Annotated in this window: 23 protein-coding genes; 18 read left to right on the forward strand and 5 right to left on the reverse strand. The window is 55.0% G+C overall.

The genetic code is table 11. The features are described 5' to 3' along the window. Positions 1–43: 43 nt before the first annotated feature. The 3 genes from dnaB to radA are packed head-to-tail and all read left to right on the forward strand — an operon-like array spanning position 44 to position 3,903. A complete protein-coding gene (gene dnaB / locus HUE57_RS08200) occupies positions 44–1,441 on the forward strand; it encodes a replicative DNA helicase (RefSeq protein ID WP_135622047.1) in 1,398 nt (465 codons plus the stop codon). Continuing rightward, positions 1,441–2,529 (forward strand): alanine racemase, encoded by a 1,089-nt coding sequence (gene alr, locus HUE57_RS08205; protein WP_078483001.1) that lies wholly within the window; start codon positions 1,441–1,443, stop codon positions 2,527–2,529. The genes dnaB and alr overlap by 1 nt, the downstream gene beginning before the upstream one ends. After that, complete coding sequence (gene radA, locus HUE57_RS08210) at positions 2,530–3,903, forward strand: DNA repair protein RadA (RefSeq protein WP_078483002.1); 1,374 nt, start codon at positions 2,530–2,532, stop codon at positions 3,901–3,903. Between the two features lie 15 nt (positions 3,904–3,918). Here radA and HUE57_RS08215 read toward each other — a convergent pair whose 3' ends face one another. From HUE57_RS08215 to HUE57_RS08230, 4 genes are all read right to left on the reverse strand, one after another. Beyond that, positions 3,919–4,290 carry a PilZ domain-containing protein gene (locus HUE57_RS08215; RefSeq protein ID WP_078483003.1) on the reverse strand — a complete coding sequence of 124 codons (372 nt, stop codon included), beginning with the start codon at positions 4,288–4,290 and terminating at the stop codon, positions 3,919–3,921. Positions 4,291–4,315: 25 nt separating this feature from the next. Continuing rightward, complete coding sequence (locus HUE57_RS08220) at positions 4,316–4,990, reverse strand: FHA domain-containing protein (RefSeq protein WP_078483004.1); 675 nt, start codon at positions 4,988–4,990, stop codon at positions 4,316–4,318. 66 nt (positions 4,991–5,056) lie between these two features. Continuing rightward, on the reverse strand, positions 5,057–6,337 hold the full coding sequence (locus HUE57_RS08225; protein WP_078483005.1) for an HlyC/CorC family transporter: 1,281 nt from the start codon (positions 6,335–6,337) through the stop codon (positions 5,057–5,059). A gap of 37 nt (positions 6,338–6,374) precedes the next feature. Then, positions 6,375–7,082, reverse strand: coding sequence for a cytochrome C assembly family protein (locus HUE57_RS08230; RefSeq protein ID WP_236860702.1), 708 nt, complete (start codon positions 7,080–7,082; stop codon positions 6,375–6,377). Between the two features lie 332 nt (positions 7,083–7,414). Between HUE57_RS08230 and HUE57_RS08235 the strand changes: the two genes are divergently transcribed. The 13 genes from HUE57_RS08235 to HUE57_RS08295 all read left to right on the forward strand — a co-directional run bounded on the left by HUE57_RS08235 (position 7,415) and on the right by HUE57_RS08295 (position 19,989). Then, positions 7,415–8,182, forward strand: a complete 768-nt coding sequence (locus tag HUE57_RS08235) for an MBL fold metallo-hydrolase (RefSeq protein ID WP_078483007.1) — start codon at positions 7,415–7,417, stop codon at positions 8,180–8,182. Between the two features lie 59 nt (positions 8,183–8,241). Continuing rightward, positions 8,242–9,600, forward strand: coding sequence for a signal recognition particle protein (gene ffh / locus HUE57_RS08240; protein WP_078483008.1), 1,359 nt, complete (start codon positions 8,242–8,244; stop codon positions 9,598–9,600). A 131-nt stretch (positions 9,601–9,731) separates the two neighbouring features. Further along, complete coding sequence (gene rpsP, locus HUE57_RS08245; RefSeq protein ID WP_078483009.1) at positions 9,732–9,983, forward strand: 30S ribosomal protein S16; 252 nt, start codon at positions 9,732–9,734, stop codon at positions 9,981–9,983. A gap of 23 nt (positions 9,984–10,006) precedes the next feature. Beyond that, entirely contained in the window at positions 10,007–10,519 is a 513-nt protein-coding gene (gene rimM / locus HUE57_RS08250; protein ID WP_078483010.1) for a ribosome maturation factor RimM, read from the forward strand. A 3-nt stretch (positions 10,520–10,522) separates the two neighbouring features. Further along, positions 10,523–11,272, forward strand: coding sequence for a tRNA (guanosine(37)-N1)-methyltransferase TrmD (gene trmD, locus HUE57_RS08255; protein WP_078483011.1), 750 nt, complete (start codon positions 10,523–10,525; stop codon positions 11,270–11,272). Between the two features lie 38 nt (positions 11,273–11,310). Continuing rightward, on the forward strand, positions 11,311–11,673 hold the full coding sequence (gene rplS / locus HUE57_RS08260; protein WP_078483012.1) for a 50S ribosomal protein L19: 363 nt from the start codon (positions 11,311–11,313) through the stop codon (positions 11,671–11,673). Between the two features lie 76 nt (positions 11,674–11,749). Beyond that, on the forward strand, positions 11,750–13,495 hold the full coding sequence (locus HUE57_RS08265; RefSeq protein ID WP_078483013.1) for a hypothetical protein: 1,746 nt from the start codon (positions 11,750–11,752) through the stop codon (positions 13,493–13,495). A gap of 39 nt (positions 13,496–13,534) precedes the next feature. Beyond that, positions 13,535–14,011 carry a methylated-DNA--[protein]-cysteine S-methyltransferase gene (locus HUE57_RS08270; RefSeq protein WP_078483014.1) on the forward strand — a complete coding sequence of 159 codons (477 nt, stop codon included), beginning with the start codon at positions 13,535–13,537 and terminating at the stop codon, positions 14,009–14,011. Between the two features lie 68 nt (positions 14,012–14,079). Next, a complete protein-coding gene (htpG, locus tag HUE57_RS08275) occupies positions 14,080–15,975 on the forward strand; it encodes a molecular chaperone HtpG (protein WP_078483015.1) in 1,896 nt (631 codons plus the stop codon). A 97-nt stretch (positions 15,976–16,072) separates the two neighbouring features. Next, entirely contained in the window at positions 16,073–16,510 is a 438-nt protein-coding gene (locus HUE57_RS08280) for a hypothetical protein (RefSeq protein WP_135622053.1), read from the forward strand. A 146-nt stretch (positions 16,511–16,656) separates the two neighbouring features. Next, positions 16,657–18,714, forward strand: a complete 2,058-nt coding sequence (locus HUE57_RS19610) for a methyl-accepting chemotaxis protein (RefSeq protein WP_078483017.1) — start codon at positions 16,657–16,659, stop codon at positions 18,712–18,714. A 10-nt stretch (positions 18,715–18,724) separates the two neighbouring features. Beyond that, complete coding sequence (locus HUE57_RS08290) at positions 18,725–19,198, forward strand: chemotaxis protein CheW (protein WP_078483018.1); 474 nt, start codon at positions 18,725–18,727, stop codon at positions 19,196–19,198. Beyond that, positions 19,195–19,989: a CheR family methyltransferase gene (locus HUE57_RS08295; protein ID WP_174673006.1), complete on the forward strand. Its 795-nt coding sequence runs from the start codon at positions 19,195–19,197 to the stop codon at positions 19,987–19,989. The genes HUE57_RS08290 and HUE57_RS08295 overlap by 4 nt, the downstream gene beginning before the upstream one ends. Before the next feature lie 24 nt (positions 19,990–20,013). Here the strand turns inward: HUE57_RS08295 and HUE57_RS08300 are convergent, their stop codons facing one another. After that, entirely contained in the window at positions 20,014–20,157 is a 144-nt protein-coding gene (locus HUE57_RS08300) for a hypothetical protein (protein WP_174673007.1), read from the reverse strand. 124 nt (positions 20,158–20,281) lie between these two features. On the opposite strand from HUE57_RS08300, the gene HUE57_RS08305 reads away from it, so the two are divergent. Beyond that, the gene (locus tag HUE57_RS08305) at positions 20,282–20,815 is read left to right on the forward strand and encodes a tetratricopeptide repeat protein (protein ID WP_174673008.1); all 534 of its coding nucleotides are present in this window, start codon (positions 20,282–20,284) and stop codon (positions 20,813–20,815) included. Beyond that, complete coding sequence (locus HUE57_RS08310; RefSeq protein ID WP_174673009.1) at positions 20,812–21,135, forward strand: hypothetical protein; 324 nt, start codon at positions 20,812–20,814, stop codon at positions 21,133–21,135. Before HUE57_RS08305 ends, HUE57_RS08310 begins: the two co-directional genes overlap by 4 nt. The last annotated feature ends 426 nt before the right edge of the window (positions 21,136–21,561 follow it).

A 21,561-nucleotide genomic window follows, 5' to 3' on the forward strand; every position in this document is an offset into this window, starting at 1 on the left:
GATGTCGGACCGCGACATAATTACAATTAGTACGAGAGAGTCCATGGAAGAGATACCCCTACCCATGAGTGGCTTCGATGCCGATGTCGAGGCGTTGAAGGTTCCACCCCATTCGATTCAGGCCGAGCAGTCGGTGCTGGGTGGTCTGATGCTCGATAACGAGTCCTGGGATCAGGTGGCCGATCGGGTGGGTGATGATGATTTCTACCGTCGCGACCATCGCAAGATCTTTGCCGCTATCAAACAGCTCGCTCAAGAGGGTAATCCCTTTGATGTGGTTACCCTCTCCGAGTGGCTGGAGCGCAATAGTGATCTGGCCGAAGCGGGTGGGCTCTCCTATATCGGTACCCTGGCCAATAACACGCCGAGTGCCGCCAATATCAAGGCCTATGCCGATATCGTGCGTGAGCATTCGGTAGTTCGCCAGCTGATACGGGTCGGTACCGATATTGCTGATAGCGGCTACGTGACCGAGGGACGCAACAGCAAGGAGCTGCTTGATCATGCTGAGCAGCGCGTATTCCAGATCGCTGAGCAGGGTGCGCGTGGTAATCGCGGCTTTACCAGTATCAAGGATCTGCTGACCAACGTGGTTGATCGTATCGATCAGCTGATGGAGAACGACGATCCGATTACGGGCGTCTCGACCGGTTTTGATGACTTCGATGAGAAGACATCGGGTCTGCAGCCCTCCGATCTGGTAATCGTCGCCGGTCGTCCCTCGATGGGTAAGACCACCTTCGCCATGAATCTGGCCGAGAACGCTGCGATCAAGAGCCAGACTCCGGTGGCGGTGTTTAGTATGGAGATGCCGGGTGAGCAGCTGGCGATGCGTATGGTCTCCTCGCTGGGACGCATCGATCAGCACAGTGTGCGTACCGGTAAGCTCGATGATGATGATTGGCCGCGGCTCACATCAGCGATGCAGATCCTCGCCGAAGCGCCACTCTTTATCGATGACACCCCGGCACTCAGTCCGACCGAATTGCGTGCCCGTGCGCGTCGACTCAAACGTGAGCACGGTCTCGGTATGATCGTGATCGACTATCTGCAGCTGATGCAGGGTAGTGGTAACAGCAAAGAGAATCGTACTGCAGAGATCTCAGAAATCTCCCGAAGTCTGAAGGCACTGGCCAAGGAACTTAACGTTCCGGTGGTTGCACTCTCACAGCTCAACCGTTCGCTGGAGCAGCGTCCTAATAAACGCCCCGTTATGTCGGATCTGCGTGAGTCGGGTGCGATCGAGCAGGACGCCGACGTGATCGTCTTTATCTATCGCGATGAGGTCTATAACGAGGAGAGTCCAGACAAGGGGACCGCCGAGATTATTATCGGCAAGCAGCGTAACGGCCCTATTGGTACGACACGCCTCACCTTCCTCGGGCGCTATACACGTTTTGAGAACTTTACCCCCGAGTTTTATAGCAACGAGGAGTATTGATGAGTCGGGGGGCGAAGGCGGTTATCGATCTGCGAGCGCTACGATCAAACCTGCAAACAGCTCGTCGTGCCGCACCACAGAGTCGCGTGATGGCAGTGGTCAAGGCGAATGGTTACGGCCATGGCCTGTTACGTGTTGCTCAGGCACTTGAAGCGGCGGATGCGCTGGCGGTTGCCAGTGTTGATGAGGCGGTGGTGTTGCGAGATGGAGGTATTAGCCGGCCTATCGTGGTGCTTGAAGGGTGTTTTGATCAAGAGGATCTGTCGCGTGCAGCAGAACTCGACCTTCAGTTGGCCCTGCATGCTGAATTCCAGCTACAGCTACTGGAGCAGTGTGAGCTGTCTGGTCCGGTAACGATCTGGATCAAGATCGATACTGGCATGCACCGTCTCGGTTTTTCACCCGAATCAGCTACTGCTGCCGGTGAGCGTGCAATGGCGAGTGGAGCTGTCTCCAAGCCGCTACGCTGGATGACCCATCTTGCCTGTGCAGATGATCTGGCAGACTCACGTACCTTTACCCAGCTGGAACGCTTTGCAGATGCGCTGCAAGGTATCGAAGGCGAACGATCCATCGCCAACTCCGCAGGAACGCTTGGCTGGCCAGCGGCACAGGCCGACTGGGTGCGCCCCGGTATTATGCTCTACGGATCCTCTCCCTTTATCGCTGGTAGTGCATCCGCCTCGGGTCTCAAGCCGGTGATGATTCTCACGACACGAATCATTGCTGTGACAGCGCTGAAAATGGGTGATGAGGTCGGTTACGGCGCAAGCTGGGTCTGCCCGGAGGATATGGTAGTTGGTGTCGCGGCGATCGGTTACGGTGACGGATATCCGCGCCATGCGCCGTCCGGGACGCCTGTGGTGGTCAACGGTCGGCGTCATCCGCTAATCGGGCGTGTTTCTATGGATATGATTACCATCGATCTAAGTCGTGCACCCAACACTCAGCCCGGTGATCCGGTTGAGCTATGGGGTGCACAAATCTCGGTTGATGAAGTGGCTGAGGCGGCCTCAACCATCTCCTATGAACTGCTCTGTGGTGTGACGACGCGTGTCCCTGTCACTGTGGTTGACGAGGAGAGTTAGGTGGCCAAGGTTAAGAATCTCTACAGCTGCAGCGAGTGTGGTGCGCAGTCCCCCAAATGGGCGGGGCAGTGTGGTGATTGCGGTAGCTGGAATACGCTGGTTGAATCTGTCGCGGTGGCTAAGAGTGGCTCATCAAAGAGCAGTCGCTTTTCGGGTTATGCCGGTGTGACGAGTGAGGCGCAGATACAGCCGCTCTCAGCGGTGGTACCCGGAGAGGCGCCACGCAGTCCGACCGGTATGGCAGAGCTCGATCGAGTGCTGGGTGGAGGTCTGGTCACGGGCTCGGTTACCTTGATCGGTGGTGATCCCGGTATCGGTAAGTCGACCCTGCTGCTGCAGGCGATGTCATCTCTGGGTGAAAGACTCTCTACTCTCTACGTCAGTGGTGAGGAGTCGCCCGAGCAGATCAGTCTGCGCGCCCATCGTCTGTCTCTTTCTACTGAGGGCGTACGGCTGCTGGCAGAAACACGTGTCGAAGGTATTCTCGCCCACGTTGCCAAGGAGCGGCCGCAGGTGTTGGTGGTCGACTCGATTCAGACCATCTTCAGTGACGAGCTGCAGTCGGCCCCTGGCTCGGTGGCGCAGGTACGAGAGAGCGCCGCGCAGCTGGTGCGCTTTGCCAAGCAGAGCGGCACGGTACTGTTTCTGGTTGGGCATGTGACCAAAGAGGGGCAGCTGGCCGGGCCGCGCGTGCTGGAGCATATGGTCGATGCAGTGCTCTACTTCGAGGGTGATAGTAGTTCACGCTATCGTGTCATTCGTGCTGTGAAAAACCGCTTTGGTGAGGTCAACGAGTTGGGTGTTTTTGCCATGACCGATCGTGGTCTACGCGAGGTGAGCAACCCTTCTGCGATCTTCCTCTCGCGCCATGAAGAGCCGGTCCCTGGCAGTGTCATTATGGTAACGCTGGAGGGGAGTCGGCCGATGCTGGTCGAGGTGCAGGCGCTGGTCGATGAGAGTCATATGTCAGCGCCACGCCGCCTGACGCAGGGGCTCGACCAGAACCGACTGGCGATGCTGCTGGCGACGCTTCACCGTCACGCCGGCATCGCGGCGTATGACCAGGATGTCTATGTCAACGTCGTTGGTGGTGTACGGGTCGCAGAGACAGCTGTCGATCTGGCGGTGTTGCTGGCGGTAGTCTCATCGTTGCGAAGCCGACCGTTACCCAACGATCTTGTGGTGTTTGGTGAGGTCGGGTTGGCGGGTGAAATTCGCCCAGTTCAAGGTGGTGAAGAGCGGCTGCGCGAGGCGGAGAAACACGGCTTCAAAAACGCTATTGTGCCGAAGGCAAATGCACCCAAACGTGGTCGTGGTGGGGAGATGAAGGTGACGGCGGTTACACGTCTGGCTGAGGTCTTCGAACAGCTCTAGTCAGCGTTTGCAGGCTTAGGCGGATAGTGCCGCCAGCTCACGGTCAAGCAGATCGGGGTTGCCAAGATTTAGTTCGATCAGACGGCGCAGGTGGGTGATGCTCTCAACGTCGATATGCTCACAGTGCAGGCCGATGATCTTCTCTGAGAGATGAGCCACGGTTGTATCCATGCAGATGGTGGTGCTGTCACCATCGAGCTGAAGTTCGAGTGAAAACTGTTCGCCGAGCTTCGTCTGCCAACCTGATGGGCAGGCGATCAGTGCACCTTTGAGTGAGATATCGAGTAGCTCACTACGACCCTCACCCGATGCGCCCTTCAGTGTTACCTCGGCCTTGAATGGGATGCGGCTAAACTGGCGTTGGTCGTTTGACGCTTGGTCGGACATCTCTCTGCTCCTGTGTGGCAGTCGACTACTGCTTCTCTAGGTAGAACTGTAGCTTGGTTTCGCCAATCGTAATGGTCTCGCCATCCTTGAGCTCGTGGCTGCTCTCGCCAATCGATATTCCGTTCACCATCGGCGCGGTGTCGCCCTCTAACATGGAGAGGTAGTAGCCGCCGTTACGGTGGGCGATCGCAGCGGTCTGTTTGCCGGGAATGCCAACGCGGGTGATACCCTGTTTTAGCGCCATGCTCTTGCCAAACTGTTTGCCCGACATGATCTGTAACCAGCCCAATGGTGCAGATTCAGGTTCTGCAACGGGTGCTGGCGGGGTAGGTTCTGGTTCGTCGATGACTGGAGCCGTGGTGCTCTCTTCCTCTGCACTCTCTTCATTTTCATTCTCCTCCTCTTCGGGAAGGGTCTCTGCAGAGTAGCGGAGGGTGTGCTTGCCAATATAGATCTCGTCGCCTTCGATCAGAAGGCGATCATTAACGGGGTTGCCGTTAATAAAGACGGACTCTCTACCGCTCTCATCGAAGATTGAGGTGCTGTCGGATCCGATTGATATGCGTGCATGGCGTGGCTCAATCGCGAGGCTGTCGATAAAGACATCGCACTCAGGATCACGACCAACCACAACCTCGCCATCGGCGAAGCTGAAAACCTTGAGGTCTGTTCCCTTGAAGCTCAGGGTGAGTGTTGCCACTTATGATTCCACGTCTCTTTTTTAGCTGAGTATATCTTATTGAATGGCTGAGGCTATAGCTGAGTTTTAGCTACCGTCGCTACCATCTTCTTCGATGATCCGACTGGTGATGCGGGCCGTTTTCACCACATTGTCAGCGCTCTGTACAATCTCGATCGGATAGCCGTTAACCAGCAGGCTGGTGCCTGTCTGGGGAATCGATTCCAGGTGCTCGAGAATCAGACCGTTGAGTGTCTTGGGGCCTTCGCTGGGTAGTTGCCACTGCATGGTGCGATTGAGTTCGCGAATCGAGGCCGAACCGTTAATCAGATAGCTGCCGTCGCTCTGTGGATGAATCTCACGGTTGTCAGAAGGGTCGGTGGTGAACTCGCCGACGATCTCTTCAAGCAGGTCCTCCAGTGTTACCAGCCCCTGGATGTCACCATACTCATCGACCACCAGCCCGGTGCGCTGTCTATTGTGCTGGAAATTGAGCAGTTGCCGATTCAGTGAGGTGCTCTCGGGGGTGAAGTAGGCGTCGGTAATTAGCTTGGTCAGCTCCTCACGGTCAAAACGTCCCTTGTTGATCAGGTGTAGGGTGCGACGCAGATGCAGCATGCCGACCACATTATCGATATTGTCCTGATAGACAGGTAGGCGCGTGTAGGGGCTATTGGTTACCTGACTGAGGATGGTGTCCCACTCATCCTCCAGGTCGATACCGGTAATCTCGCTGCGAGGCACCATGATGTCCTCAACGGTGACATCTTCAAGATCGAGGATGCGGATCAGCATCTTCTGACGTCGGGCTGGAATCATCGCCCCCGCCTCGCTCACTACCGTGCGCAGCTCCTCTTTGCTGAGCGAGAAGTCGGCGGTCTTGTCGGCTGAGACACCGAATAGTTTTAGTAGACCATTGACCAGCAGGTTAACGACCCAGACTAATGGATAGAGAATTTTTAGCAGTGGTATGTAGATCAGGGCAGCAGGGAAGGCGACTCGCTCTGGGTAGAGGGCGGCGATCGTCTTGGGGGTGACCTCAGCGAAGATCAGGATAACCAGTGTCAGTAGACCCGCAGCGATTGCGATGCCCGCTTCACCCCAGAGGCGCAGTGCGATCACGGTTGATAGTGACGAGGCGAGGATGTTGACGAAGTTGTTGCCAAGCAGAATCAGGCCAATGAGACGGTCGGGTCGTTCCAGCAAACGGCTGGCACGCATTGCACCCGGGTGTTTGTCTTTGGCCAGATGGCGCAGACGGTAACGGTTGAGGGTCATCAGGCCGGTTTCAGAGCCGGAGAAGAAGCCTGAGAGGATGATCAGGAATATCAGGGCTCCAAAGAGAACACTGGTAGGGATGTCGTTCAAGAGGCGCTATTTTCTCGTGTATGGAGGAGGGTGGGTGCTAACCCATGATCAGTTCGAGAACGATCTTGCTACCGAAGTAGGCGAGCATCAAGGTGATGAAGCCGGTCAGAGTCCAGCGAATCGCAACCCGACCTCGCCATCCAAATTTGCGACGTCCCCATAGTAGGGTGGCAAAGACGATCCAGGCGAGGATTGAGAGCGCAGTCTTGTGCACCAGGTGCTGGGCAAACATATCTTCGATAAAGAGTGCGCCGCTCAGCAGGGCGAGGGTCAGCAGGGTAAAGCCGAGTCCGATCATCTGGAACAGTAGTCCCTCCATGGTTTGTAACGGAGGTAGTGATCGAATCAGTCCGCCGGGGTGGCGATGACGTAGATGGTGGTCCTGCACGGCGAGCAGCAGTGCCTGCACGGCCGCGATGGTCAGCAGGCTGTAGGCAAGAACAGAGATCAGTACGTGTAGTTGCATCTGCCAGGAGTTGATCGTCAGCAGGCTGTCGGGGCTCGGTATAAGCAGGGCGGCTAGTAGGGTGATCGCGGCAAGCGGCAGTAGTGCAATGCCCAGGTTTTCTACGGGGCGACGAATCGAGGCGAGCAGCAGTAGCAGTGCGATCAGCCAGCCAATGAAGGTTGAGATGTTGGTGAAGTTAAGGTTGATGCCGTTATCGGTCAGGATCAACTCATTGAGTATCAAGGCGTGGAGTAGTGCTGCGATAAAACCGGCGAGCAGCAGGGGGCGCTTTGTCATGCCAGCGCTCGGACCAGAGGGTTGGAGCAGGCGCATGCCAAATAACCCTGCGGTTGCAAGGTAGAGTAGAACGGTAATTCCAGCTATTAATAGTGTGTTGAGCATGGCGCATACTTTACCGCAGCTTCAGCTCAATGGCATCACCTGAAATGTGTGGTGCGAAATTTAACAATCTAGGCCGAGAGGGGTTGGTTGATGGGATGTTTATATCGTTGGTTGGCATGCTCTGCGCTATGATTTGGCTAAATTTGCCGCGATTGTTGAGGTGCGTGGAAAATGCTCCTGTTTTGTGTCACGATCTGTTGCGATCATAACTATAACGGTTAATAAATATGCAGTTACGGGTACTGGGTTGCAGTGGAGGCATAGGCCAGGAACGCAGAACGACCTGCTTTCAGGTCGATAACGATATCCTCATCGATTCTGGCACCGGTGTAGGTGAACTGAGTCTCGAAGAGATGTCAGCGCTGCGTCACATCTTTCTTACCCATTCACACCTTGACCACATCGGTGGGCTGCCGCTACTGATCGATAGCATTTTTACCAAAATTCAGGAGCCGATCGTTATCCACGGTCTTGAGGAGACGATACAGGCGCTAAAAGATTTTATTTTCAACTGGGCGATCTGGCCCGACTTCTCAATGTTGCCGCATGAGAAAAAGCCGGTGATGCGCTTTGAGGTTATGAAACCGGGCGAGACGGTTGATGTTGGTGGTCGGAAACTCGAGATGATTGAGGTCAATCATGTGGTGCCCGGAGTGGCCTACTGCGTGGAGAGTGATGCCGGTGCGATTGCCTTTAGTGGCGACACCACCACCAACGATACGCTCTGGGAGGCGCTCAATAAGAAGGAGCGGCTCGATATCCTGATCGTTGAGACCGCCTTCCCCGATGAGCTGCTCGACCTCTCCAAGCTGGCCAAGCACTACTGTCCTTCACTGTTGGCGGAGGACCTGAAGAAGCTCAAACACAACCCCAGTATCTATATTTCCCATCTCAAGCCGGGGGGAGAGGTGAAGATCCTCTCTCAGCTCGAGTCACAGGTCGATGAACATCGTCGCCTACTGCGGCTCTCAAATGGCGACGTATTCGAGTTATAATCCCCCCTTTCTCGGTCGGGGTCTCTCTCCGGCCTGTATTGATGTGATACGGAATAGCTATGTTTGAGAATCTTACCGAACGCCTGTCGCGGACGCTGAAGGGTCTGCGCGGTCAGGGGCGTCTTACCGAAGATAACGTCAAAGAGACACTGCGCGAAGTGCGCATGGCGCTGCTGGAGGCCGATGTTGCGCTGCCGGTAGTGAAGGCGTTTGTAGATCGAGTGCGCGAGCGTGCGGTTGGCCAGGAGGTGATGCAGAGCCTCACCCCCGGCCAGGCGCTGGTTAAGGTCGTCAATGATGAGCTGGTTGGTGTTATGGGTGAGGCCAATGACGGCCTCAACCTGGCGACCACGCCACCGGCGGTGATATTGATGGCGGGTCTGCAGGGTTCAGGTAAGACCACCACCGTAGCCAAGCTCTCTCGCTGGCTCAAAGAGACACAGAAAAAATCGGTAATGGTCGCCAGTTGCGATATCTACCGCCCGGCGGCGATCGATCAGTTGCAGACCCTCGCTGGTGAAGTAGGTGCTGAGTTCTTCCCCTCGGAGATTTCGCAGGATCCAGTCGATATTGCTCAGGGTGCAATCGACCGTGCGCGTAAGCAGCATCTCGATGTGGTCATTATTGATACCGCAGGTCGACTCCATATTGATGAGCAGATGATGGGCGAGATTCAGCGTCTGCATGCAGCGATCAACCCGATCGAGACCCTGTTTGTGGTCGATAGTATGACCGGTCAGGATGCGGCCAACACCGCCAAGGCGTTTGACGACGCACTGCCGCTGACCGGTGTGGTGCTGACCAAGACCGATGGTGATGCGCGCGGTGGTGCGGCACTGTCGATTCGCCAGATCACCGGGAAGCCGATCAAATTCCTTGGCGTTGGTGAGAAGAGTGGCGCGCTTGAACTCTTTCATCCCGATCGTGTTGCCTCTCGAATTCTCGGTATGGGCGATGTGCTCACGCTGGTCGAAGAGGCCGAGCGGAATATCGACAAGGATAAAGCGGAGAAACTGGCGAAGAAGCTCAAGAAGGGTAAGGGCTTCGACCTGGATGATTTCCGTGAGCAGATGCTACAGATGAATAATATGGGTGGTGTTGCTGGTCTGATGGATAAGCTACCGGGTGTGGCTGAGCTGCCGCAGGCGGTCAAGAGTCAGGTTAACGATAAAGAGATTGGCCGTCTGATCGCGATTATCAATTCAATGACCCCGAAGGAGCGTAGCTTTCCTAATGTAATCAAGGGCTCGCGTAAAAAGCGTATTGCTAACGGTTCAGGTACCCAGATTCAGGACGTAAATCGTCTTCTGAAGCAGTTTATGCAGATGCAGAAGATGATGAAGAAGATGAAGGGTGGCGGTATGGCGAAGATGATGCGTGGTTTGAAGGGACGCATGCCCCCGGGTATGCCGTTCTAGCACGTCCTACTTAATGTCTTGGAAAAAGAGTTCACCTTTGGGCGAAAAAAGCGTACTATTGCCGGCTTACTTCCGCACGGCTACACTTTTTTGGGTGTGATTTGCCGGTAAATGATGAGGATTTTTGAGTAATGGTCACTATTCGTATGTCGCGTGGCGGTGCCAAGAAGCGCCCCTTCTACCACATTGTGGTAACCGATAGCCGCAACCGTCGCGACGGTCGCTATATCGAGCGTATTGGTTTCTTCAACCCGGTAGCCAAGGGTGGAGAGGAGAAGCTTCGTCTCGACCGTGATCGTGTCGACCACTGGGTTGCACAGGGTGCACAGACCAGCGAGCGTGTCTCCAAGCTGATCAAGCAGCACGAAGCAGCGCAAGCCTGATAGTGACTGCGGCGCGTGGTTAGATGACGCGGCGTAGCAGCGAGTATGTCGATGTGGGCCGTATTAACGGCCTGTTTGGCGTAAAGGGTTGGGTCAAGATCTACTCTCATACCCAACCTCGCGAGAATATTGTCACCTATAAACCCTGGCTTCTACGTCTTAATGGGGAGCTGAAAGAGGTGAAGGTGGCCGAGGGGAAGCGGCACGGCAAGGGGGTAGTAGCCCGCCTTGAAGGCGTCGAAGATCGGGATGCTGCCCAGCTGTTGATGGGTGCTGAGATTGCGATTCGCCGCGAGCAGTTTAAAGCGCTTCAACCCGATGAGTATTACTGGGCCGACTTGGTCGGTCTGAAAGTTAAGAACAGCGAGGGAGTCGATCTGGGGGTGGTAGACCACCTGCTTGAGACGGGCTCCAACGATGTTTTGGTCCTGAAGGGTGATCGTGAACGATTGGTCCCCTTTATACAGGGCGATGTGATCGAGGTGATTGATCTCGAAACGGGTGAGATGGTTGTCGATTGGGATCCGGAGTTTTAGCCGGTGCGAATCGATGTTGTAACGCTCTTCCCGGAGATGGTGGTTGGTGGTTGTAGTTTTGGTGTGACGGGTCGGGCGATCGACCGTGGTCTACTTGATCTGCAGACCTGGAATCCTCGAGACTACACTACTGATCGGCACCGCACCGTGGATGATCGCCCCTATGGTGGCGGCCCCGGCATGGTGATGAAATATGAGCCGCTGCACGATGCGATCGGAGCGGCACGAGGCTCCAACGGCGAACAGCCGCACACCATTTTGATGAGTCCGCAGGGACGGCAGCTCGATCAGAACGGTGTTTTGGAACTTCTGCAGCGCCCCAGGCTGATCTTGGTGGCGGGGCGATACGAAGGGATCGACGAGCGAGTCGTTGAGACCGAGATCGACGAGGAGTGGTCGATCGGTGACTATGTGTTGAGTGGTGGAGAGTTCGCTGCCATGGTCATGATAGATGCACTGACCCGGATGTTGCCGGGTGCTCTGGGCGATGCAGAGTCGGCACAGCAGGACTCCTTTATGGATGGACTGCTGGACTGTCCACACTACACGCGACCCGAGCAGATGGCGGGAATGGATGTACCGGCAGTACTGATGAGCGGAGATCATGCGGCGATACGTCGCTGGCGGCTCAAACAGTCACTGGGACGTACTTGGTTACGTCGACCGGATTTACTGCAGGACGTTGCTTTGGACAAGGAGCGTCGGCAGTTGTTGGATGAATTCATGAGCGAGCACGGCAAGGTGTCGGGCTGACAGAATTAGTTAAATATTGATTTTAGTGGAGTAGAACCATGAGTAATATCATTGCACAGCTTGAAGCCGAGCAGATGAAACAGGATGTGCCGGCATTTGGTCCCGGTGATACCGTCGTTGTGCAGGTTAAGGTTAAGGAGGGCGATCGTGAGCGTCTTCAGGCCTTCGAAGGCGTTGTTATCGCCAAGCGTAACCGTGGTCTCAACTCGGCCTTCACCGTTCGTAAGATCTCCAATGGCGAGGGTGTTGAACGTGCCTTCCAGACTCACAGCCCACTGGTTGACAGCGTTACCGTCAAGCGTCGTGGTGATGTGCGTCGTGCCAAGCTTTACTACCTGCGTGGCCTGACCGGTAAGAAGGCGCGTATCAAGGAGAAGCTCGATATCCGCCGCAACAAATAAACGGATCTCAATCTGAAACGCTAAATGCGGGCGTCCTGTGAAAACAGGGCGTCCGTATTTTTTTTGGGTGTTGCCTATGAAAATGCTATCGCAAGTCCAGACTCCTCTGCGCCTGTTGTCACTGGTGCTACTCCCCCTTATTTCGCAACCACTGTACGCAGAGACCGATGCACAGCTGCTCGATGAACTTGAGTTGATTGCTGCACGTGGTGAACCTGCGCTCGCGGCACGACTGCTTGAGCGTGTTGATCCCGCAACGGGGGTGGGGTCTTCGATGTGGCTGGAGTGGCAGTGGCAACATCTTGATCGTCTGGCGAGCGAGCAGCAGTGGCAAGAGTTGATGGCGCTGAGCGATGCGATGATCAAACAAGGGGCAGAGGCGTCGGCACAGTTGCTTCAGCTTCGGGTTAAGGCGTTTCTGGCATTGAACAAGCCGCAATTGGCGCGTGCCGAGCTACAGCGACTTATCTGGCTCAGCCTTGAAGGGACAGACAGTGATCGTGTGCAACTGTTCCGACAGCAGGTGATTGAAAGTTACCTGCAGGAGGCGCGTTTTGACGATGCGCGTGCTGCCATGGTGCGTTATCAACAGGACTATAACGACGAGAGTTATCAGTGGCGTCTGGTCGCAGCGGAGACGCTGCTGCGCAGCGGTCGATTTGGTGCGCTTGAGCCACTGTTGGCACAAACAGAGGGCGAGTCTTTCGAATTGTTACAGATGCTCGCGGCACTGCGTAGTGGGTCACGTTCTCCGACGCTGATATGGAGCGATGCTCTGGCGGTAAGTGAGCGTGAAGGTGTGAAATCACCGCGCCATTTTCTGGGTGTGGCGGTCGAAGCGGCCCAACGAAGCAACGATCTGAGTGGCTTAACTACGGCATTGGAACGCTATCTGGCGCTGGATGACGAGCAGAGCAGTTTCTTCAATTATCACAGCAACGATCTGTGGCAGGCCTATCAAACCTATGGCGAGGTGATTGCGAATGGGGCGCAGTTGCTGATCGGTCAAGATAGTGAGTGGCTAACTGAGGCGCAGCGGTTGCGGGAGACTGCGCCGCTGGAGTCTCGAGCGCTCTACGCATCGGTTTTACTGAACGCCAAAGCAGAGATGCATCAGCAGAATGCTCATACCGCCTTCGCCAGAATGGTCGGAGAGATACCAGAAGCGATGACACTACTGAAGAGGCTCTACCTCGATCGTACCCATATCTCCGATATCAAACGCCTGCCGGAGTCGGTGCGTTACCAGCTGGTCGAGGCAGGAATGGCTCAGGCTGATTCAGCGCTGCTCGATCTGATCGTTGAACTCGAAACAGCACCAGAGGGGGTTGTGAAGATCGATTGGCAATTGGCTCGAGCCGAGAGTCTGCTCTCGATCAAGCGGAATGATAGTGCCGTTTCAGAGCTATGGCTTGTCGTTGATAGTGATGAGTCGTTGGATGAGCAGCAATTTGGTCAAGTGATGGCGCTGCTGGGTCAAATGCGCGTCCTTGGGCAGTGGCAGGTGGCGATCCAGATGCAGCGCCAGTTAATCGAAAATAGCGTCCAGCCCGAGCGGCTACAGCAGCTTCGTTTCGGTCTGGCCGATCTCTATCGGGGTGCGGGCATGAATGAGCAGGCAGCGATTAGCTATCTCGCTCTGGCGCGGCCAGGGGCAGATGGTGTGCTGGAGCCTTCTGCATGGATCGCGGCGCTTGAGGCGGCTGAGGCACTTCAGGCAGCGGGTCTCTCTGAGGATGCTGTGACACTCTATCAGCGTCTGCACGACGCAACCTCTGACCCACTGAGGCGTCAGTTAATCGAACGCCAGTTAGGAAGCTGAGTAGCGAGGCAGACTGCAGTTGATACGCTAGCTATTAGGGTGAGATACGGGGCCGTCGTTGCTACGCCAGTAGGGCGGCTGGGGATCGGTATCGTCAATCAGGCGTTAGCACGAATAGAATTTCTGCCATCGCAGCAGCCCGAGCAGGATCCCGATTCAAATCTGGCCGAACAGGCCGTGACTGAGTTGCTGAACTATTTTAATGATCCAGCGGCTCCATTTACTCTCCCACTCGATCTTCACGGCACCGATTTTCAGTGCCGTGTATGGAGCTACCTGTGCACGCTTAAGGTTGGGAGTCGTGTCAGCTATGGAGATGCGGCAAAGAGACTTGCAACGGCAGCACGAGCGGTGGGTGGCGCATGCCGGGCAAATCCACTGCCGATCATCATTCCCTGTCACCGTATCGTCTCGGCACAGGGGTGGGGCGGTTACGCGGGTGAGGTGGACGGCAATAATCTCGACATCAAACGCTGGCTACTCGAACATGAGCTGCAGATAGGGACTCGCTCTTGAAATTCATCAGGATGCACCCATCTCTAGCGGGCGTATAAGAGTAAATTATTAAATGAGGGGTTTTATAGATGAGTACCGACGCACATAAAGAGACATTGGGCTTTCAGACCGAAGTGAAGCAGCTGCTACAGCTGATGATCCACTCTCTCTACTCCAATAAGGAGATCTTTCTCCGCGAGTTGGTCTCAAACGCCTCCGATGCCTGCGACAAGCTCCGCTTCGAGGGGCTCTCCGATGACGCCCTGTTCGAGGGTGATACCGATCTGAAGATCAGGGTCGCCTTCGATAAAGAGGCACGAACGGTCACCATTAGTGATAACGGTATCGGTATGAATCGCCAGGAGGTGATCGATAATATCGGCACCATCGCCAAATCGGGAACCCGCCAGTTCCTCGATTCACTGACTGGCGATCAGGCCAAAGATGCCCATATGATTGGCCAGTTTGGTGTCGGCTTCTACTCTGCCTTTATCGTCGCCGACAGGGTGACGGTGACCACCCGTCGTGCCGGTCTGACTGCCGAGCACGGTGTGCGATGGGAATCGACCGGTGAGGGTGAGTTCACCCTCGAGACCGTCGACAGCGCACAGCGCGGCACCGAGGTAGTACTGCATCTGCGCGAGGAGGACGATGAGTTCCTCGACGGTTGGCGTCTGCGCTCCATTATTCGTAAATACTCCGATCACATCACCCTGCCGATCATGATGGATAAAGAGGCAGGAGCTGAAGATGAAGAGGCGCCTGAGGAAGAGGAGAAGGTCAATAGCGCCTCTGCACTCTGGGCGCGCTCACGTAGCGAGGTCAGTGAGGAGGAGTACACCGAGTTCTACAAACATGTGAGTCATGACTTTGAAGAGCCGCTGACCCATATCCATTCTCGTGTCGAGGGCAATCTTGAGTACACCTCGCTGCTCTATATCCCCAAACGAGCACCGTTTGATCTGTGGGATCGCGATCGTCGCAATGGCATTAAGCTTTATGTGAAGCGGGTCTTCATTATGGATGATGCCGAACACCTGATGCCCAACTACCTGCGCTTTGTGAAGGGCGTGATCGACTCCAGCGACCTGCCGCTAAATGTCTCGCGTGAGATTCTGCAGCACAACAAGGCCGTTGATTCGATGCGTAACGGCTCGGTGAAGAAGGTGTTGGGTTTGCTCGAAGGTGTTGCCAAGAACGATGCGGAGAAGTATGCGATCTTCTGGAAGGAGTTCGGCAAGGTGATGAAGGAGGGGCCAGCAGAAGATTTTGCCAACCGTGAACAGATCGCCAAGCTGCTGCGCTTCTCCACTACTGAGACCGACAGCGAGGAGCAGGACGTTTCACTCGAGCAGTATCTCTCTCGCATGAAAGAGGGGCAGGATAAGATCTACTATATCGCTGCCGAGAGTTTTGCCGCAGCTAAGAATAGTCCCCATCTTGAGATCTTCCGCAAGAAGGGTATCGAGGTGGTGCTGCTGACCGATCGTGTTGATGAGTGGCTGGTCTCGAGCCTGACCGAGTTTGACGGCAAGGCGCTACAGTCTGTTGCGCGTGGTGAGCTCGACCTTGGCGAGCTGGAGGATGAAGAGGATAAAAAGGCCAAGGAGAGTGTCGAGAAGGATTTCTCTGAGCTGCTCGGTCGCGTTAAAGAGAGCCTTGGTGAACAGGTTGATGAGGTTCGCATCACTCACCGCCTGACCAGCTCTCCAGCCTGCCTGGTGAGTGGTGAGGGCGGTATGGGAGCCAATATGGAGCGTATCCTGCAGTCGGTGGGGCAGGAGATTCAGGCCTCGAAACCGATCCTCGAGCTCAATCCCGAGCATATGCTGGTGAAACGTCTTCGCGATGAGCAGGATGGTGATCGCTTCGGTGACTGGAGTTCGATTCTGTTCGATCAGGCGCTATTGGCCGAAGGTGGTCAGTTGGAAGACCCCGCCTCATTTGTGGCGCGTCTCAACCAGCTATTGATCGAACTCTCCTAAGTATTAAAAATGTGATCGTTATACGAGGGCGGCTTCGGCCGCCCTCGTTGTGCGTGGCGATCATTTGAATAGTAGTGATGAATAGATGGAAGAGGTTATGCATACACGAGGATCGAATATTCGAGCATTTCTGACGCTTCTGTTGATGGTGGTGCTGTTAAGTGGCTGTAGTGCCGGTGTCGATCTGATCGAAGGAAGTTTTACCGCGTTGGGTGATATTTCAGCCAATCCTGCTGCCTTTGAGGGAAAAAAGGTGCGAGTGAAGGGTAGAGTCGTCGTCTCAGGCAAGATGCCGTTTGCCTCAACCAGCTTCTTTACTCTAGTCGATGAACAGGGTGATGAACTGAGCGTTATCACCGAGCAGGGAACACCGGCAAACGAGATGCAGCTCTGGAGCTATGGCGTGATCGAAAATATAGCCATCGTTCAAGGCATAGGTATGGGGGGTCATTTAAAGGAGCAGCGCCGTATCTGTCAGCCAAACTGGGGTGATTGGCATACAACGCAATTGCTCTCCTGTTGGCTCGAAGAGTGAAGCTCTAGTTGCAATAGAGACACAATCTGAGCGCAAAGGGCCATATTTTCTTCGAAATCGAACCGTAATCGCCTTGCATAGGCTGTGGCTAAAAGGTAGTTTATCCCGTTAAATCAACGATTAATAACAGCAAGTAGAGTAGGGATATGACACTCAGGGCTCGTTTTACCTCAATCTCCATTATTTCAACAATTCTGACAGCATTGATTGTCTTTTTTGCCGGTCAGATGTTGTTGGAAGATGCCGAGGGGCGCTTTAATGATGCGACGGTTCGAGGCAAGAGTGTGCTCTGGTCCAAAATTGTTGCCAATCGCCTGAGTGGTTTTGAAACGGCCATTGCCGATGTGACGCGAGACCACGCCACCCTTGAGGCGTTGATGACAGGTAATGGCGATGTGGTCAAAGAGAGTCTTGATACCACTCATCTGGCTCTCTCCTCGGCCGGCATTTTAGAAAAACTCGCAATCCTCGACCTAGAAGGCAACGTGATCTATGCGGCGGGCAGTAGTTTTAGTGGTAGGACTCAAGTTCCGCTGTTTCAGGATGCGATCGCTGAAGAGAAGATCATGCTCGGTATGGTGCGCGATGACGATGGTGATATCTCCAATGCAGTCGCCTTTCCCCTCTATCTGCGCGGTAAACTGCTCGGTATCGGCCTCTATCTGAAGAGCCTGCAGTCATCCATTGACGATTTCCAACGAAATGACTCCTCAGAGGTGTTTGTCTACAGCGAGGCGGGTGAGGTGGAGCTGGTGGGAGGGCAGAACTTCCTCTCTGAGGTGGCGGTTGAGATGCCGGCACTGGGGGAGCGTATCGCGCAGATCCTGGATGACGGTGACGATATCTACACCGTCAGCATTATTCCCGTCAGTGACTACACGGGTATCCCCTTTGGCCATCTGGTGATCGCTCACAATTCAACTGAGGCCTATGCACAGCGCAAGGAGTTTCAGGAGATTGAGTACAGCGTTATTGTCATTACCATCCTACTGGCTGCGGTCATACTGCTTTGGTATATCCGCCGCTCCTTCCTGCCGCTTGATGAGTTGATTTATGTAAGCAAGCGTATCGCGGCCGGTGAGACCACCGCACGGGTCGATATCAAATCGACTGATGAGATCGGTAAACTCGGTTACGCTTTCAACAATATGGCACAGCGAATGCAGAGCAATATCGAGCGTGAGCGTGAGACGACGGAAGTGATGCACGGCAAGGTGGAGACGATTTTAAATGTAGTTATTCCCGCCTCAGAGGGTGATCTCACCGGCGAGATGATGAGCTTTAGTGGTGATGACAGTATCGATCACCTTGGATGCTCTATTGCTGTCATGATCAGCAATCTCGAGGCGCTTGTCGCCAAGGTGCAGGAGTCGGGCTTTATGGTCGGCTCATCGGCGACCCAGATCGCAGCCACATCGAAGCAGCATGAGGCGGCGGTTACCGAGCAGGCAGCCACTACTACCCAGATCAAGGCGACGGTCTCTGAAATCTCGACCACTGCGCGTGAGCTGCTCGATACCATGAGTAATGTGACTCAGGTCTCCGAGGAGACCGCCAATGCGGCTACCGATGGTCAATCGGCACTGATGTCGATGGAAGAGACGATGCACCATATGATGGAGGCAACCTCAGCAATCAGCGCCAAGCTGGCCGTACTGAGTGAGAAGGCTGGCAACATCAACAGCGTTGTTACGACCATCACCAAGGTGGCCGATCAGACCAACCTGCTCTCACTCAACGCCGCCATCGAGGCGGAGAAGGCGGGTGAATATGGCGCAGGCTTCTCGGTGGTTGCAACTGAAATTCGACGTCTGGCCGATCAGACGGCTGTCGCGACCTGGGATATCGAACAGATGGTTAAGGAGATGCAATCAGCCGTCTCCTCTGGCGTGATGGGTATGGACAAATTCTCTGATGAGGTACGCCAGGCGGTTGAGAACGTACATCAGGTCGGCTCACAGCTGGCACAGATCATCGATCAGGTACAGATGCTGACCCCCAGCTTCGAGCAGGTGCATGATGGCATGCAGTCGCAGTCACTCGGCGCGGAGCAGATCAACGATGCGATGAGCCAGCTGAGTGATGTGGCACAGAACACCGCCGAATCGCTGCGTCAGTCGGGTACCGTGATAACCCAGCTCAACGATGCTGCCCGAGGGCTGCAGGATGGTGTCTCCCGCTTCAAGGTGAAGAAGAGCAGCTGAGGCCCTCTCAATGCAACTGCTGCTTTTTCGCATCGCTGATCAGCGCTACGCCCTGGATATCAAACAGGTTGCGGAGATAGCGCCATTGACGCGACTCTCACATCTGCCCCAGGCCCCGGATTACATTGCTGGGGTGATGAACTATCGGGGCGAGCCGGTACCGGTAGTCGATATCTGTCATCTGGCTACCGGCAGCACCTGCGCAAAACGGATGAGCACCCGCACCGTACTGGTTAACTACCCACTCACCGATGGTGATATCCGTGTGCTGGGATTGTTGGCGGAGGGTGCAACTGAAATCCTGCAACGCGAGCGTGATCAGTTCAGTGATCCCGGCGTAGTACAACCCAATGCGCCCTATCTGGGTGATGTACTCAATGAGGCGGGTGAGATGATCCAGCTGGTCGATGTTGATGCGCTGCTTAATGATGAGGTGCGCGCCATCATTTTTACCGATCGTGCTGATGTGAGTGGCGCTTCATGAGTCAGCAAAAGATCGAGTCACTACTAAAACAGCGGATTGGTCTAAATCCGTCCTCAGTCGGTTCGGTGACGATTGAACATGCGGTTCGCAAGCGTATGTCGAGTGGTGGGATAGAGGATATTACTCGCTACGTCGAGCTGGTGAGTGAGTCGCAGAAGGAGTTCGAACTACTCATTGATGAGGTGGTGGTTCCTGAAACGTGGTTTTTCCGCTCAGCCGAGGCGTTTGATTCGCTGGTGCGCTATGTGCGAGATGAGTGGTTGTTGCAGAACCCTGGAAAGTGTTGTCGTCTGCTGAGTATCCCCTGTTCCAGCGGTGAAGAGCCTTACTCAATGGCGATGGCCCTGCTCGGTGCGGGGGTGCCGGCAGGTAGTTTCCATATCGATGCGGTCGATGTCAGTCAGCATAATCTGCACAATGCGAAAAAAGCGATCTACGGTAACGGCTCGTTTCGTTCGCAGGATCTGAAGTTTCGTGATCGTTATTTTAGCCGCAATGATGAGCATCACTATCGACTGCATCGCTCGGTTAGTTCAGTGGTCAGCTTTCACCACGCCAACCTGTTTGATACCGACCTGATGCGAGATGCGGCCAGTTATCAGGTGATATTCTGTCGCAATCTGTTGATCTATTTCGATCGCAGCACGCAAGTACGTGCCGTCTCCGTGCTACGAGGATTATTAGACGCCGAGGGTGTGCTCTTTATGGGGCATGCCGAAACGGGCTCCTTTCTCAAGGGTTGGCATCCGTCAATCGCTGACCGCCATGGAGAGCGAAGTGAGGGCGGTTAGTCCCCGATAGTCGACGCCGTCTGCCTATTCGTAGTTGAGAGCGCGAGCGAACGACGGAGAAGATGCAGCAGCGGCTTTATGTCGGCGTAGAGTCACTGAGGGAGTTGTGTAGAGCAGCGAAGAGGTGATTACGCAACGAACGCAGGACGGTCGGGGCGCCGCAGGCATAAACGGTCGCGTGAAGTTTTGCTGTTTGCTTGGGCTTGGATGCCCAAAACAAACTTTCGCAAAAATAGCGACTCCCCGGCGTTTTCCGCTCTCCTTTGCCTATCGAAAATTTGATGATGGGGCGTTGAGTGGCCGCAAAAAACGTCTCTTCCAGCCGCGCAGCCTAAAGAGTCAGCTGGAACCAACAAGATCAACAACAGCGCATACGAAAACAGCAGTTAGTGATGCGCCTCTACCCTTTGCAGGTGAGGCTCCCAAGCAGCGTTCAGCTTCGGAAGAGCCGCTGCAGCGAGCGGCCCGGGTGGCAACGGTTGAGGTGGAGGTGAATCAAGAAATCTCAATCGAGCAGGCTCGTGCTCTTGCCGATAATGGTGATATGCAAGCTGCTTCAGTCTGCTGTCAGCAACTTATCGATATCAACGGCAGTGATGCAGAGGCATTTTACCTGCTCGCTACCATCCATCAGGCGGATGGGGATCTTGGCGGTGCTGAGAGTCTGCTGCGCAAAGCGCTCTATCTCGATCCTGGACACTATGAGGTGGTAGTTCACCTGGCAACCATCATGGAGCGTCAGGGTGACCTGGATGCCTCAAGGCGTTTTCGCCAGCGCGCAGAGCGCCTGGGTGATCGCCTCAACAGTGGAGTGTCGGTCGAATGATATCGGAACAGGAGAGCGATCTGACAACGATCGACGACTGCTGGAACCGGATTGGTGTCTGGAGCCGTGAAGAGTCACGCTGTCCGGAGCTTGAGCGCTACGTGCACTGTCGCAACTGTCCCACCTTCGCCAGAGCCGGACGACATGTGCTTGAGAACCGGGTTGCCGATGACTATATGCGCGAGTGGGCCGATATCTACGCGCAGAACAAACAGACCCGCGCCATCGATAACCGGATCTCGACTGGTGATCTTCCACTCAGGGGAGTGGTTTGCGTTGCGAACGTGGAGAAAAATTCGGGAGATCTCAGCAACTGGTGAGATCCACCACCAAATTTCCCACACCTCTTCCAAGGGATGTCTGTGCCACTTAGGAGGATCTTAGTGAAAGTGGATGGAGGCTACCTGTGTTCCGCTGGAAATTGGCGGCACTGATAGCAGGCCCGTGAACCAACCAGATGGTCGATCAACTAAATCACACCAGCGGATGATATCTTTACCAGCTAGAGGAGGGCTTTTCTTCCGGTGGTGATCAGCGGTACCTATGCTTCCATTCAAGAGAGTGGGCACCGCATACCCGCCATGCAAGGGTCTGGCGCTCGAGGGATGCCAGATGCCGTTAACGGATCGCGTTGATGGGGAGCTACTCGATTCACTGCTGCAGAGAGGGCTTGCGTCGAGCGTGATGGAAGATCTTGGGCGCAATTTCGTGACGTTCGCTGGGTCTTCAAGCTAGGAGGTAGGGAA

Origin of the sequence: Candidatus Reidiella endopervernicosa, from assembly GCF_013343005.1 — a bacterium.
GTDB lineage: Bacteria > Pseudomonadota > Gammaproteobacteria.

Excerpts from the sequence above, each read along its gene's own strand:
- dnaB (WP_135622047.1), top strand. The coding sequence starts at position 44 with ATGGAAGAGATACCCCTACCCATGAGTGGCTTCGATGCCGATGTCGAG.
- alr (WP_078483001.1), top strand. The coding sequence starts at position 1,441 with ATGAGTCGGGGGGCGAAGGCGGTTATCGATCTGCGAGCGCTACGATCA.
- HUE57_RS08215 (WP_078483003.1), bottom strand. The coding sequence starts at position 4,290 with ATGTCCGACCAAGCGTCAAACGACCAACGCCAGTTTAGCCGCATCCCA.
- HUE57_RS08230 (WP_236860702.1), bottom strand. The coding sequence starts at position 7,082 with ATGACAAAGCGCCCCCTGCTGCTCGCCGGTTTTATCGCAGCACTACTC.
- HUE57_RS08235 (WP_078483007.1), top strand. The coding sequence starts at position 7,415 with ATGCAGTTACGGGTACTGGGTTGCAGTGGAGGCATAGGCCAGGAACGC.
- ffh (WP_078483008.1), top strand. The coding sequence starts at position 8,242 with ATGTTTGAGAATCTTACCGAACGCCTGTCGCGGACGCTGAAGGGTCTG.
- rpsP (WP_078483009.1), top strand. The coding sequence starts at position 9,732 with ATGGTCACTATTCGTATGTCGCGTGGCGGTGCCAAGAAGCGCCCCTTC.
- rimM (WP_078483010.1), top strand. The coding sequence starts at position 10,007 with ATGACGCGGCGTAGCAGCGAGTATGTCGATGTGGGCCGTATTAACGGC.
- rplS (WP_078483012.1), top strand. The coding sequence starts at position 11,311 with ATGAGTAATATCATTGCACAGCTTGAAGCCGAGCAGATGAAACAGGAT.
- HUE57_RS08265 (WP_078483013.1), top strand. The coding sequence starts at position 11,750 with ATGAAAATGCTATCGCAAGTCCAGACTCCTCTGCGCCTGTTGTCACTG.
- htpG (WP_078483015.1), top strand. The coding sequence starts at position 14,080 with ATGAGTACCGACGCACATAAAGAGACATTGGGCTTTCAGACCGAAGTG.
- HUE57_RS08280 (WP_135622053.1), top strand. The coding sequence starts at position 16,073 with ATGCATACACGAGGATCGAATATTCGAGCATTTCTGACGCTTCTGTTG.
- HUE57_RS19610 (WP_078483017.1), top strand. The coding sequence starts at position 16,657 with ATGACACTCAGGGCTCGTTTTACCTCAATCTCCATTATTTCAACAATT.
- HUE57_RS08290 (WP_078483018.1), top strand. The coding sequence starts at position 18,725 with ATGCAACTGCTGCTTTTTCGCATCGCTGATCAGCGCTACGCCCTGGAT.
- HUE57_RS08295 (WP_174673006.1), top strand. The coding sequence starts at position 19,195 with ATGAGTCAGCAAAAGATCGAGTCACTACTAAAACAGCGGATTGGTCTA.
- HUE57_RS08300 (WP_174673007.1), bottom strand. The coding sequence starts at position 20,157 with ATGCCTGCGGCGCCCCGACCGTCCTGCGTTCGTTGCGTAATCACCTCT.
- HUE57_RS08310 (WP_174673009.1), top strand. The coding sequence starts at position 20,812 with ATGATATCGGAACAGGAGAGCGATCTGACAACGATCGACGACTGCTGG.